This is a genomic window from Bacillota bacterium, assembly GCA_024655925.1.
GTDB lineage: Bacteria > Bacillota > DTU025 > DTU025 > JANLFS01 > JANLFS01.
This window is the reverse complement of sequence record JANLFS010000001.1, coordinates 2,572-17,328: the sequence shown is the minus strand read 5'-3', so window position 1 is coordinate 17,328 and position 14,757 is coordinate 2,572. Positions and strand designations below refer to the sequence as shown.

At 62.5% G+C, this 14,757-nt stretch carries 8 protein-coding genes; 7 read left to right on the top strand and 1 reads right to left on the bottom strand.

The genetic code is table 11. From position 1 onward, the window contains the following. Positions 1–704: bifunctional metallophosphatase/5'-nucleotidase (locus tag NUW23_00045; protein MCR4424575.1), on the bottom strand; the 704-nt coding region annotated here is incomplete at its 3' end. A 241-nt stretch (positions 705–945) separates the two neighbouring features. Between NUW23_00045 and NUW23_00040 the strand changes: the two genes are divergently transcribed. The 7 genes from NUW23_00040 to NUW23_00010 all read left to right on the top strand — a co-directional run. Beyond that, entirely contained in the window at positions 946–6,408 is a 5,463-nt protein-coding gene (locus NUW23_00040) for a S8 family serine peptidase (protein MCR4424574.1), read from the top strand. Between the two features lie 129 nt (positions 6,409–6,537). Beyond that, positions 6,538–7,128 carry a hypothetical protein gene (locus NUW23_00035; GenBank protein MCR4424573.1) on the top strand — a complete coding sequence of 197 codons (591 nt, stop codon included), beginning with the start codon at positions 6,538–6,540 and terminating at the stop codon, positions 7,126–7,128. A gap of 220 nt (positions 7,129–7,348) precedes the next feature. Then, entirely contained in the window at positions 7,349–7,795 is a 447-nt protein-coding gene (locus NUW23_00030; protein ID MCR4424572.1) for a hypothetical protein, read from the top strand. 33 nt (positions 7,796–7,828) lie between these two features. After that, a complete protein-coding gene (locus NUW23_00025; protein MCR4424571.1) occupies positions 7,829–8,353 on the top strand; it encodes a hypothetical protein in 525 nt (174 codons plus the stop codon). Between the two features lie 217 nt (positions 8,354–8,570). After that, the gene (locus NUW23_00020; GenBank protein MCR4424570.1) at positions 8,571–10,373 is read left to right on the top strand and encodes a carboxypeptidase-like regulatory domain-containing protein; all 1,803 of its coding nucleotides are present in this window, start codon (positions 8,571–8,573) and stop codon (positions 10,371–10,373) included. A gap of 60 nt (positions 10,374–10,433) precedes the next feature. Beyond that, positions 10,434–12,140: a hypothetical protein gene (locus tag NUW23_00015; GenBank protein ID MCR4424569.1), complete on the top strand. Its 1,707-nt coding sequence runs from the start codon at positions 10,434–10,436 to the stop codon at positions 12,138–12,140. Between the two features lie 770 nt (positions 12,141–12,910). Further along, positions 12,911–14,757, top strand: a 1,847-nt coding sequence (locus NUW23_00010; protein MCR4424568.1) for a hypothetical protein, incomplete at its 3' end; no start/stop codon positions are given.

Below are 14,757 nucleotides of genomic sequence, written 5' to 3'. Positions count from 1 at the left end.
ATGCCGGGCACTGCGGCTGCGAGAGCCTTGTCCTCAGCGTAGCCCAGGTGAGACAGGCACAACACGATATCCGCCTGGCCTCGGATGGTCTCGACCATCTCGGCCGCGACCTTGACAGGATCCAGGAACTTGAGGCCCACGACGTTCATGGGGTGCGTCACTATGGGAGTATCCATGGGGGAGAGACCGAACATCCCGATGCGTACGCCGGCGACAGTCTCCACCACGTAAGGAGTGGCTAAGGGAGCGCCAGTGCCAGCTTTGACCACGTTGGCCGCGAGGAACGGGAACTTGGCGATGGACTGCAGGAACAGAAGTCTTTCCTGTCCGTAGTTGAACTCGTGGTTGCCCAGAGTCATCGCTGCGAACCCCATGTCGTTCATGACCTCGATCATAGGCTGCCCGCCGAAAAGGTTCACCACGTTCGTTCCGTGGATCATGTCGCCCGCGGAGAGCAACAGGATCTCGTTGGTCGCTTTTGCGCGCATCTCGCGTACCAGAAGAGCCACCTTGCTCAGGCCACCTACTTCTTCTGTCGCGCCTGAGGGCTTGAAGGCGTCCATCCGGCCGTGCACATCGTTCAGGTGCAGAATAGTGATCTTGACCTCGTCCTGGCCCATGGCAGGCGCATGCGCTCCGAAGGCCATTATGAGGGCCGCGATGACCACCGCAGCCACCAGGGAGAGTCTGAACTTCCTATTCATGCTGATCCTCCTTTGCCGTTCTCGAGTCGGTGAATCTGCTCTCGGAAAGTTCTGTGTCGCCTCCCAAACTCCTCTTCTGTTCGGGATCCAGATGCAAGCGCCCATGCACAGTGGAGAAGCGGTACCCGGCTACTCGGCAACCATGCGAAACCACCTCGGAAACTAAACATTTACAGACATTCTGCCGAGGAATCTTTTGGGACTGATGTAACCCGCATCCACAAGAGAAGGGGATGGTTTCATGAACCGCGTGCTGAGACCGACGGTGGCTGCAGGGATGATCGTGCTCATGTTGGTAGTTGGGTCCGGGACGGGCCATGGGGTTGGGTTTGTGGCAAGGCCCGAAGGGCTGGGCGAATTGCTGCCCCAGGTGATCCTGGCCGGGCCGAAAGCGCAGAGCGGAACGCACGCCGCGACGATCCCGGACATGGGCTTGGTGGAGGACATGTGCCTGGGAGGCGCCGGCGAACCGGTCCCGGGTGAGTACATAGTCCGGCTGAAGGCCGGGGCCACAGCCGAGAGGGTTCTTCGGTTGACTTCGGTGGGGACTGGGGTGAAGGCAAGAGGCATCGATTTCCGCGGGACCCGTAGGTTCCCATCTGGTCTCACGCTCTTCCATGTAGAGGTGGGCCCCGGAATCCCCGCGGAGGAGTTCCTCGCTGCACTTGAGGCGTGCGAGGACGTGGTGTACGTGGCGCCGAACCGCCGGGTCGGGGTGTGCAGAGATCCTGTGATCCCGGACGACCCACTCTTCGGCTACCAGTGGGCGCTCCGCAATACCGGGCAGACCTTCTTCCCGGGCATCTGGGGCAAACCCGGCGCGGACATCCGCGCCACGGAGGGATGGGCGATAAGCGCGGACGCCGGTGAGGTTGTTGTGGCATGCCTGGACACCGGCATATGGATCGACCACCCCGATCTCGCCGCGAACATCTGGGTGAACCAGGGAGAGATACTGGGCAACGGCGTGGACGATGACGGGAACGGCTACGTCGACGATGTCTGGGGGTGGGACTTCTATCACGGGGACAACTCCGTGTACGACCCTCTGGACCGGGAGGGCCATGGGACTCACGTGGCCGGGATCCTGGGCGCGGTCTCCGACAATCTGGCCGGAGTCGCCGGGGTCGCGTGGAAGGTAAGGATCATGCCCCTGAAATTCCTGGGTCCCCGGGGCGGGACGACTGCAGGCGCCATCGAAGCTCTGGCGTATGCGTGCAACAATGGCGCACACATCACCACGAATTCCTGGGGATATGTCGGGCCGCCCGACCCCGCTCTCGCGGACGCCATGGCCGCTGCGGGGATGCTGCACATATGCGCGTCAGGAAATCGCGGGGTCGACAACGACGCAGGATACCCCGGCAATACCCATTACCCTTCCAGCTTCCCGCTTCCGAATATCATCGCGGTGGCCGCGAGCGACTGGGATGACGCCCTCGCTGACTTCTCCTGCTGGGGCCCGTCCACGGTGGACCTGGCTGCCCCTGGAGCGTACATACTGTCGACGTTTCCGTCCGAACTGGTCCCCGCGGGGTTCGACCCGTATGCCTTCATGAGTGGGACATCGATGGCGGCGCCCCACGTCGCAGGAGCGGCGGCGGTCCTGCTGGCGCAACACCCGAACATCCCGCACTACCCTGGACAGCCCGGGAACGAGTCCGGAAGCCCCACCATCCGGGATCTGCTCCTTGCCACAGTGGACAAGAAGACCTCGTGGGAGTCGGCGGTGTCGTCCGGAGGCAGGCTCAACCTGAGAAACGCGCTGCTGGGTGCAGTGCCGCCCGTAGTGGGCTCCATCTCTGCGAGCCCGGTGTACGGTGAACCCCCACTGCCTGTAGCACTCACAGGAGAAGTCAGGAATGCTGGGAATATCGTAGATGTGTGGTGGGACCCGGGCGACGGCACGCCTCCGGTGCATGCCATGTCCACTCTGCACACCTATGAGAAAGTCGGGGCATACAGAGCATCTTTCCACGTCCTGGACGACCGGGGTCTCGAGTCAGTGGAGTGGGTCTCTGTCGCCGTGGCGAACCCAAAGACTGTAATTCTGGTAGATGACGACGGCTCAGGCGGAGATCAGGCCTTCGCGGACTCCCTGGACTCTATCGGAATCGAATGGATCAGGCTCGATGCGCCGCTCGCCATACCCGCGGAGATCCCGAACCCCGTCATCTGGACCACGGGCGCAGCCTGGGACCGTACACTTACACATGAAGACCAGGAGTGGATAGGAAGGTTCTTCGACGCCGGAGGGGGCTTGTTCCTGTCCGGACAGGACATCCTGTGGGATCTTGGACCCGCAAGCCGGTTCGCCCGAGAGCGTCTCCACGTTGCGGAGTGGAGGGACGATGTCGGAGTCCACCGGGTGCGAGGTGTCGCGTCCGACCCGATCACAGCGGGGATAGACATTGAGCTTCAGTATGGTCATCCTGATCTCAGCGACGCTATCACCCCGGGCGAAGGAGCGTCGGGAATCCTTCAGAACCAGAACTCGGAGATCTGCGCACTCAGGTACTCGAGCACCCCCGGCCATAGACTCATCTTCACGGCCTTCCCATTCGAGACGATCCCACCCGGGGAGGTGAGGGATGGCCTCATGGACAGGATCATCGCATTCCTCTGCGAGTCGGGGTTGCCTTCCGTACAAGTCTCGCCTGAAGGGTTCGACGTATGCCTGCACCAGGGATCGCTGGCCCGGGACACCCTCGTCCTCACCAACTCAGGTGATGCCACGCTCTCGTTCACCGTGCATTCTGGCAGGCCGGGGACGGCTGGGGCGCAGGCAGTCGGGACTGCCACTGGGATGGCAGGGGCGCCTGCAGTGGCTGAGATAGCTGCAGTGACCAGCGCCGCTCGAGTGGCGGCTGGGCCTGCCAGCATTGCGCCCCTCGCGGCGGGAGGGCCGGACGGGTACGGGTACGTCTGGAGAGACAACGACGACCCGGACGGCCCGGAATTCGCGTGGGTGGACATAACCGGAGCAGGCAGACAGGTGGGGTTCTGGGACCCCGATGACGGCTGGGCCGTGGTCGACCTGCCCTTCGAGTTTCCGTTCTATGGGGAACGCAAGACCGAGGTGTCCATCTCCGCCAACGGCTATCTCACCTTTGGGCCGGCACAGGGCGTCTCCGGGAACCACCCGATTCCCGACCAGCGCAACCCCAACGACCTCATCGCTGTCTTCTGGGATGATCTCGACATGTGGTTTGGGTCAGTCTACTGTCACCACGACGAAGAGGGCGGGAGGTTCATCGTCTCCTGGATCTCCGCGACAACATGGCACTCCGGCGGAGTTCTGACGTTCCAGGTGATCCTCAGCCCGGATGGACGGATCACCTACCAGTACCTCACTGCCGACACGAGAGTGGACAGGGCGACCGTGGGCATCGAGGACGGATCAGGAACCCGGGGGCTGGAAGTTGCGTATAGGTCGAACTACGTCCGGGCCGGTCTTGCAGTCGAGTTCGTCTTCGAGCCTGAGTGGCTCAGGTTCGATCCCTCATTCGGGGCGGTAGGGCCTGGCAGCGAGGCGCACGTGGGAGTAATCTTCGACGCCCGAAGAACCGAGCCAGGGACTTATCGCAAGACCATTGCCGTAATGACAAACGATCCGGAGTCACCTCAGCTACTCCTTCCGGCCGTACTCACCGTTATTCCCAACGAGCCGCCTGTGATCGTACGTGCCGCCGCAGATCCGCTCAAGGGTCCCCACCCTCTGACTGTCAAGTTCGAGGCAGAGGCATGGGACCCAGACGGCAGCGTAACCCGGGCATGGTGGGACTTCGGGGACGGCGAGGCCGAGTGCCCCGAGCCGAACACCACTCACACATACACCAGTCCCGGCATCTACTGGGCCACGTTTCACGCTGTGGACGATGTTGGGGCGGAGGCGGAGGCTCGCGTCAGGATTGATTCACTGGCAGTTGCAGGCGTAGCTGTGAGCCCGGACCGCATAAACGTATCTGTTCCACCCGGCAAGACTGCGGAGAGTACTCTCGTGCTCGAGAACCCGGGCACTCAGACACTCGGGTTCATCGTCGCTGCGGCGGAGGAGGTTGCTCCATATTTCTTGAAGGCCGGCCGCAGCGTGGGACAGGACGGCCCTTGGGGATCGCTGGACCGGGATGCCGTCACTGCGCTGGCCTCGGGCCGGGGGGTCGAGTGGGTCTTTCCCGGACGCGCGAAGACAGAACAGGGAGCAGCACGTGAGGCGCCCACCCCGACAGGCGCCGGGGATACGCTTGTAGCCTGGCCGGCCTCAGGCGTCGGCCTTGCCTGGGGTGCAGGGTTCGACGGGGAGCGCGTGTGGGTCTCCGACGCCTCGGTCTTCGGGGAAGGCAGGGACGTGGCTTACAGCCAGGCAGGGCAGGCCCTGGGAATCGAATTCCCCACTCCTTGGGCCGGGGGCTGGCCCGCGGACTTTGCGTGGGACGGGTCGTGGCTCTGGCAGGTCGCGGTTGGGGGCACCAACGGCATCTACGCGCTGGACCCAGAGACCGGAGCCATGATGGCGGAGATTCACGACCCCGCGGGGATCTGGGACGCCAACTCCCAAAGAGGGCTCGCCTACGATCGGTGGGACGACGCTTTTTACATCGGGGGATGGTGGGACGGCGCGGTCTACAAGATCGCGGGGACTACCTGGCCCGAGCCTGGAGCGATTCTGGGCTCCTATGACTTGGACCTTCCCATCGCCGGGCTTGCGAAGCTTGGATGGTACCTGGTGATCACTCTCAACTCTGACCCTGATGTCGTCGCCGTGCTGGACAGCATAACCGGCGAGATCGTGGCGGCTTTCCTGCACCCGGGAGGAGGGGCCTACGGGGCCGGCGGGTGCGAGGCGGACGGGAGGGGGAACATCTGGGTGACTTACCAGGGCGACTATTACACGGGCGCCAACCACAATCAAGTGTACCTGGTGGATTTCGGATCCATTTTCGGCGACTTGCCAGAGTGGCTTGGCGTGTCGGTGCGAGAAGGAACCGTACCCCCAGGATGCTCAGCCACCCTCGGGATTGACTTGGACGCCGCTGGCATGGCGGCGGGGGAAACCAAGGCTGCCCAGATCGCCATACTGACCAACGCCGCAGACGCCCCGGTGGTTTTGGTCCCGGTGACGCTACGGGCGGAGAACGCCCTGCCCGTGGTGGAGATCACATCCCCTAGAGCCGGGGAAAGGTTGATGGGGACCTGCGAGATCATGTGGAATGCGGCCAACCCCGGCGCGGACCCAGCTGACCTCGTGATCTACATTGAGTATTCAGGTGACGCCGGGCAGTCGTGGAAGCCTGTGGCTTCGGGACTTCCGAACACCGGCCGGTTCGTGTGGGACACCCGGACTGTTGGAAGAGGAGGCCGGTACGTGGTACGAGTGACTGCTGAGGATACGGCCGGGGGACGAGGTGAAGCCACCAGCGGGGAGTTCACGATCGTGGCCCCAGGCTCGTCAGTGGCCGCGGCGCCGAACCCTTCACACGACAGTGTGGTTTTCTTCTACAGCCTGGAACATGAAGGGACTCTGCGCGTCTATTCTATCTCGGGAATGCTCGTCCACTCCGCCAAAGTTGGCCCGGGAGACGGCGCACACGAGTGGAACCTCCTCTTTCGGGGTATGCCCCTGGCATCAGGACTCTATCTCTACCTGGTTGTGGCAGAGGACGGGGATAGGACAGATATGGGGCGCCTGGTCATATCGCGTTGACCGACTGGCAGCGGAGCCAGTCCCAGGCTGTGGCTGCCCTCAACTGGGCGATATTCTTGACAATGCCTGGAGGAGTTTCATTCGCCGGAGCGAATATCAAGAAGCAACATCTTGCAAGGAGGGATACTCTTGAAGAGACTAGGCATCCTCGGCCTCGCTGCCCTTCTGGTACTGGCGGTGAGTTCTTTCGCGTCGGCAGCCAATTACATCGGGGTCGGCATCGGAATGGTCGGCGCCGAAGAGGGCGGAAGTTCCGGAGCGGACAGAGGCATCATTGGGACCCTGAGCGCGGACTTCGATCTCATGGACAAGCTCACGCTCTCTGGCCACGGGTACGTAGAGTACAAGAACGCGACCACGGTCGGGCTGACCGATGGGGCTCAACCAACCTTCGGCTACCTGGTTGAGGGGTATGTGAAGTACGCCCTGGCGAACTTCGACACCCTGAAGGTTGGAGCGGCCGCGGGCGTCATGTACAACAGTGAGTTTGCCCCGGCGAGCGAAACCGGTTTCGACTACGGCGTGGGTGCCTTCGCTGAGCAGGCACTCGGTGACGCGGGCACGATCTTCGCGCAGGGGACCTACTGGCTCCAGAGCCAGGAATTCGGCGGCCTCGGCGGCGTGAAGTTCGGCATAACCGAGAAGATAGCAGTGAAGGGCCAGATCGAGTATGTCAATCAGCACACCCTCTTCTCGATCGGCGCCGGGTACCAGTTCTAGTTGCGGACCGAGACTTCGCGGGGGAATGCCGGGCTGCACCATGTGTGCGACCCGGTTTTCTCATCTCTTTCCGTCTGTGCCCCAAAGATCCAACCCGGGTTCGTTCTGGGGCCTTTCGGAAACTGCCCCCCAGGGGCCAGATCAGGGCTACGGGGCGGAGGAAATCCGGCGGAGGCGCGGAATTAAGGGGAGACGGGTGTTGCTCCTGGGAGGTGGCTGCATGAACCACAGGTTGTCGGCGGTGCTGTCTCTGGCCCTTCTCGCTGTAGGCCTGGCCGTGCCCGGCACAGCGGCGGGGGCAGGACCTTCTGTCAGCGTGAGGTATGCCCTGACATGCAATGGGCTCCGGGAAGGCCTGCCCGTGGATTTCGACAACTCCTTCGACGCGCGTGACCCTTTCATCCAGTTCTACGTGAGGCTTCAGGTTGTCCCCGGGACGGTCAGAGTCACTGAGCAGTGGTACGATCCCGGGGGTGTCCTTATCGCATCGAGGGAGTACCCGGACTTCGCCGGGGGGCCGATCTACAACTACATCGACACGAAGAAGCTTGCCCCGGGCCAGACCGCAGTCCCGAACACCGCCGGCTGGTACAGAATCGACCTTACCGTCGGCGATTCCGACACCCCGTTAGTGTCCATCCCGTTCATGTATGACCCTCTCAGGTAGCGCATGCATACTTGCCACGGAAGGAGTTGCAGCATGAAGAAGTATGCGGTACCGGCTCTCGTGATCGCGATCATCCTGGCTGCAAGCGGGCTCGCAAGCGCCACCCATATCTCAGCCGGGTATGTCTCGCGTGACGGCGGAATCCATCTGACACTCGGAGGCAGATACGACCTCGGACGGGGATCATCGGTGGAAGGTTCCTACACGATGCTTCCTCACGGGTTCGAAGCGGCTGCACGCTACAAAATCCCCATGATGCGTGGGACCATCGTCGCGGGGCCGGTCTTTGAAGGACGCCTCATCGGGTACAACCCCGGGTACACCCAGACCATCGCGGGCGGGGTCTTTGCCGAGAAGGTCGGTGTCACCGGGCTCGGACTCTATGGGAGCCTCACCTTCAGGCAGCACCTGAACAGCCCGGTCTCAGGCCTAGTCGCGGGAGTCGGGGCCAGGATGTCCCTGAATTCTCCTCTGTTTGTCGGGGCCGAGGCCACGATGGGCCTCTCCGGAGGCGTGGCCGGGACTGAGGTAGCGTTCACCGTAGGCTACACTTTCTAGTCACTTCTGTTCTCTCACTCCGAATCGGCCGGGCTGAGTGCCCGGCCCTTTTTGTCGGTGCGCGGGTGGAGCCGGCCACTGAGACCGAGGCGAATCGAGTATGTTCGGTTGAGGCGAACCATCACGAGGGATGCAAATTGCGATAAACCATGGAGGATTACGATCAACACTGAAGAACAGTGCCAGCAGTCACCGGCCGACCGAGGGGGGATCCCAGATGCGGTACATGGCCAGATCCCTCGCCTGGTTCCTCATGGGCGTCGTTGCCGCGGTGGGCGGGCCTTGCCGGGCGGCTGATCCGGCGCCCGGGGCATCGTTCGAGGGGTACATATATGATTTCGACACCGATGAACTCCTCTCAGGGGTCTCGGTTGAGCTCGTCGGACCCGTGTTCCCGTCCACTATCTCGCATACAGACCCCGCCCGCGGGCATAAATACGCTTTCCGAGATGTCCCGCCCGGTTCATACGAGTTACGGGCGAGCAAGCCCGGGTACGCGAATTATGGACCCTATGTGATAACCCTGGAACCCTCCGACGCGAAGACCCATTCTTTCTTCATGAACCGGGAATCCCCGGGCTCTGTTCGGACCATGGTCTACAGTGCATCTACCGGCCGCCCTTTGAATGGTGTCACTCTCACTCTCAGCGGACCCACCGTTCCCGACCCTGCCGGTGTCACAGGCGGGGCAGCCCTCCCGGGCGAGTGCGTAATCCAGCGTATACCGGCGGCGACTTACGACCTGACTGCGTCCAAGCCTGGTTTCGCGGCAGTAACCTGGAAGGGCATTGAGGTTAGGGAAGGTGCACGTACGACCGTCAGTCTAGAGATGCACCCCGTGGGGGCAGGTCATGTCACCGGGGTGGTTTACGATTTCGATACGGGCAGGCCTGAGCCAGGGGCTGTGGTTCGCCTCGAGGCGGTCCCGGGCGTGAAGCCAGGGGGAGGAACCGGGGGCGCCGGGGGACACGGCGGGACCGGGGGATCGGGTGCCCAGGTCAGGGATACTGTCGCAGACCAACACGGACGGTATGCCTTTTCCGGCCTGGAGGCAGGCCTGTACGCCCTGACCGCCATGAAGACGGACTTTCACACGCATGGACGGGTCGAGCTCCATATCACGCAGGGCGAAGATCGAACATCCGCCCTCTACCTCCGGCCCGTCAAGCGTGGATCCATCGCCGGCACGGTCAGAGAGGCTGGAGAGACTGCCCCCGTCGCCGGCGCGGTGGTCTGGGTGGTCGAGGCGGCTGGGACGCCGGTGCACGCCGTGACCGACGAAGCAGGCTGGTACAGGATGGACAACCTCCGCCCTGGCACTTACCTGGTCAGCGCCGAAAAGAATGGATACGGAGGGTTTGGGCCGGTTCCCGTGGCAGTTTCGGAAGGCGAGACATACTACTGTGACTTCGAGATGGAATCCTTTCTTGCGAGCGAGGTGTCTGGCTGTGTGCACCAGTCTGGGTCCGAAAGGCCGCTTTCGGGGGCTGCCGTCCGGCTGCTCGGTCCGGCCGGAGAGCAGTTTACGGCCGAGTCCGGGCCTGACGGGAGGTTCCGGTTCACTGGGGAGATCCCATCAGGGACCTATGCCGTCGCAGCTTCAGCGCCAAGGCATGCTGCATATGCTGGCAGGGACCTAGGCATTCAGCCGGGCGAGCGCGTTCGCCTGACTCTGCTCTTGCGGCAGGAGGACGACGGAGCAATCCGCGGAGTGACCTACGACTTCCAAACGGGGCAGCCCGTGGGCGGAGCGGCGGTGGCGCTTTCTGGACCGGGAGGTCTCTCAAGGGCTCAGACCTCCGATCAGAGAGGCGTCTATGCCTTCTACGGCGTTCCCCCGGGGACCTACCAGATCAGTGCACAGGCGCCGGGCTGGAGCGATTTCGGGCCGGCGAGGGTGGCTGTCTCTCCAGGCGCAGGTGTTATTATGAATATCTATTTCCGCGCCGTGCCTGAGGTGGCTAGCCCGGATGAATATCCTGAAATGGCAGGATGTGAGCCGCGGGATGTTGTAGAATGATTGTGTGATGACAGCATGCGGTCTCCGGGCAACGTTTAGAGCCGCGAGGAGGGCGTGGACATGGGTCTGGATGTGGTGGGTCTTGGGGTGCGGGATCAAGCGGAGCGAGCGGCAAAGAAGCACGTCGACACGCGGGCGTGCGCAGGCGCGATGGCGGGCGGCCGCCCCGGCGCTTGCGTCGTGAAGGCCTCAAGAAAGGTTCCCGTCTGGATTGCGATGGCCGTGACGGCGCTCGTCATCACGGCTGCCCTGCCCCTACCGGTTGGGGCTGAGAGCGGGCTTGCCGGAGCGAAGTTCAAGTTCTCGGGATCCTCCACATTCAAGGCGTATTACACGAGCACGCTTCGGGTTGCAAACAGCACCAACCTCTCTCTCGACGGCGACATCCTGGGGTGGAGGTTCGGCCTCTCCACCGTTCTGTCCGGGCGCAACTACGGGATACCGAGCAACGCCATTGTCATCGGGCCATGGGGCGAGTTCGTCGAAAAATGGAGCGCCCGGGCAGTTCGCGGGGCTACCGCTATTCAGCTGGGGGACACTTCAATACCTGTCCTCTCGAGTCAGCTCCTCGCAGGGAGGAGTCTTTACGGCGCGATGGCCACAACCGGCGCCAGGCTCGGGCCCCAATCCTCCGCGACTGCCACTGGGTTCTACGGCATCAACGCCGTCAGCTCTGGGCTCGGAGCCTCTTCCCACAGGGTGTGGGGCGGGGCAGTTGACCTTGGACTCGGGCGCAATTTCGGTATGTCCCTTGGATATCTCGACGCAGAACGAGAGAACGTGGATTTGTCTCTCGGTTCCGGACAAGCCTGGATGTCCTTGGGCAGGCTCAGGCTGAGCGGGGAGGTGGCGTTCTCTGAGGACCATATCACCGATGCCAGGGGCGAGAGTATCGTTGTGGGAGCGTATGCACCTATGCTCGGTGGCCGGGTATCGGCCTCTGCACTGTACACCTCACCCGACTTCAAGTCCCTGAATTCGTTGGCGGCCGGCAAGGAAGGCGGGATCGGGGAAATCTCGGGAGGCTGGTCCGGTGCCCTCATCAGGCCGCGAGGTGTGGGGCCCAGCGCAGATGCGGGAGTGGCCGTCAAGTACGCCACGGACAACATCGATGGGTCCCTTGCCCACACCACTGGCCGGGCAGTTGTGGACACTACTTTGACTCTCCGGCGCCTGCTTGTGCCTTTGATTCAGCTCAAGTACGCCTTCTCAGCCGAGCAGTCGGACGATCTGCCGGACCCGACGACCTCTCTGAAGAGCCAGGCAATGTCGGTGGACGTAGCTGCTCCTCTGAAGTTGGGGGACTTGTCCATCGACCTTTCCGGAAGGGCCAGCCGCACGGAATCCCTGAACGAGGTGACGGGCGGGGGTTCCACCATTGACATAGTGGCATTGGCCGGGGCGACCATGCTCGGCCAGACGGCCGTCAGGTTTACAGCCTCCCACAACCAGGTCCTCTCGAAGCTTGACGGAGTGAGGAAGACGGGACTCGAGGCATCCGTCAGCCTGGGAAGTCCGATCATCAAGTCCCGCCTTTCCGGTGCCCTCGATCTCAAGTTCACCGACTCGCGAAGCTACGACCCCGGGTCGGGAGACACAGCTTCGCAGAGCGACGGCCTTGACGTTACCCTGGGTCTCAACTACATCCCGCGGGCGGGGATAGACACGAAGCTGAGGTACAAGCAGAACTGGGTCTTTGCGGACGGGGACCTCTCAGAGCCATCGCTGGATCACTGGATTGAGGGCGAACTGACTTACAGGTTCTAGGGCCCGAGGCATCTTCGATAAATCTTACGCTAGCTGCAAAGACTCGAACAAAATATTCGTGCATGCGCGGGCCGCTTGCAGGATTCCGTCCTAGGGCGGAGTATATCTACATATCCAAGGGCGGTTATGGCCGCGGGCGGGGGGGCAGGTGAACGGCCGAGAATGACCTCGTGGTCTGGGGCCGTGTCCTCAATAAGTGTTCAGCTATAAACACAACGAGGTCAGATGTCGAGTACTGTCTAAGGGGTTGCCAAAGACGCCATGAATCCGCAGCGCACTGGGCCCGAGCCCGGGGTCAAGTCCTGCGGCCCTGAAGTCCTGAATGCCCCTGCAATTCGTGTGACCGCTTACCCGGGATTGCTCCATCGTCTCAGCCGGGCTCGCGAGTACACGTCGCCTGATTCCACGCCACCCTCCGCGGGGTAGCCTCCGAGGACCGTTGCGCCGGCAGGGTTCGGGCAACATCGGGCAACCGGATCCCCAAGCGCGCCGGTCCGCGAAAGGACCCGGCGGGAGCGGAAGGTTTGGATGAAAGCAGAGAACGGAAAACAGGCGTCTCGATTGGGGGAGGGATGTGTAGCAACCCGTCGGATCCGCAATGGGACCCTAGCTGGAACCGGGATCACCGAAGAGGTGAACCCCGGATTTCGGTTTCAGTCGCGATCCCGGGGCCTGGGCGGCCGGCGGGCGAAGGCATGAATGACTGGCCGGAATGCAGTTGGTTGACGACCGGAATAAGGTTGTGAACCATCACGAAAGGAGAGAAGTAGATGAGTGGGAGTAAGCCCAAGTGGTTATTGGGTGCGACACTGGTAGCCGCCATTGTACTGAGTTCCAGCCTGATGGTCCAGGCGGCGGCTCCGTCGTTCACGGGCGACGGGATTACATCGCCGACCGGCGCGAGTCCGGTTTACCGTCAGCCCGGAGCCACGTTTACGGTTACTTTCAACTACTCGTCAGACCCTGATACCACTCCAAGATGGACGAAGGCGCTCGTCCAACTACTTGACGGCGCCACGCTGATCAAAGAGATAGAGGAGACCATTCCGAGCGCTAGGCTGGATGATGGGACCCCCAACCCTTCCTATACGGGCACCGCATCCATCGGAATGATCATCCCTCCACCACCTCTGCCGGGTGTTGCAGAAGGTCTATACAGTGTGAAGGTGTATCTGAGCAACAGCGATGGCGGCGGGGCGAGCGTCTGGGATCAGGAGGATGACGCGCTTATCATCGATGACACGGCACCTGGCGCCCCGGGCACACCATCTACAACGAGTCCGACAACCAATACCACACCCGACTGGACCTGGGCCGCAGCGGCAGACCCCAACATCGCGGGCGGCGTCACTCCAGGTTCAGGCATCAAGGGTTACTGGGTGAAGATCGGCACTACGTCGGGCGGAAGTGACGTGCTCGTGGAGACCTGGGTCGGCAACGTCACGAACTGGACCACGTCAGTCGCCCTGACCCCAGATGACACCTACTACGTGAGTGTCCGCGCCGAGGATAACGTGGGCAACCTCGGTGACTGGGCGACCGGGTCGGTGCTTGTTGACACGACGAATCCGAACAATCCGACCGGGCTGGCGGTGACGACGCCGACGAACGACAGGACGCCGGAGGTTACGTGGACCGCGGCGACTGATCCTGGTTATCCGGACAGCGGGTCCGGGGTTGTCGGCTACCAGGTACAGATAGGGACCTCGAGCGGTGCTGGCGACGTGAAGGCGTGGACGTCGGTAGGTGACATCACGACGTTCGACGACGCCGCGTGGACCGCGCTTGGTGTCACGCTGACACCCGACGACGACTACTTCTTCCAGGTGCGGTCGGTTGACGCTGTCGGCCTGACCAGTGCCGGGGCGGAAGTGCAGATCAGCGTGGACGCCACGGCTCCGACAGACCCGACCAACCTAGCTCCCGACGAGGATCCGACTGCGGACACGACTATAGAGTGGTCGTGGACGGCTTCAACGGATCCGGTAGGAAACTACACTTCGGGGATTTCGGGCTACTACGTGAAGCTCGGCACGACCTCTGGTGGGGACGAGGTTGTGGCCGAGACAGGTATAGGCAACGTCACCAACTACACCACACCGGACCTGACGGCCAATGGTTCTGGCACTTACTATCTTAGCGTGAGAGCTAAGGACGTTGCCGGGAACTACAGCGGCTGGGTGACCGACTCGGTTGTTCTGGACATCACAGCTCCGAACGCTCCGGGCATTCCGAGCGGCACGTCGCCCACCACCGACACGACGCCGACGTGGAGCTGGACGGCGGCAAGCGATGATCACACGTCGATTGCCTCCTACAACGTCAAGATCGGCACGAGCCAGGGCGGGAGCGACGTGCTGGGCGTGACCAACATCGGCAACTTCACGTCCTGGGAGGTTGACCTGGATCCTGGAACACCGGGCAACCAGGGCTTCACGGCAGACGATACCTACTACCTGAGCGTGCAGGCGGTAGACGCGGTCGGTAACGTGAGCGCGTGGTCAGAGGATCCCTCTGGAATCCTCGTAGACACGACGAATCCGGATGCGCCGACTGGGTTAACGGTGACGACGCCGACGAACGACAGGACGCCGGAGGTTACGTGGACCGCGGCGAC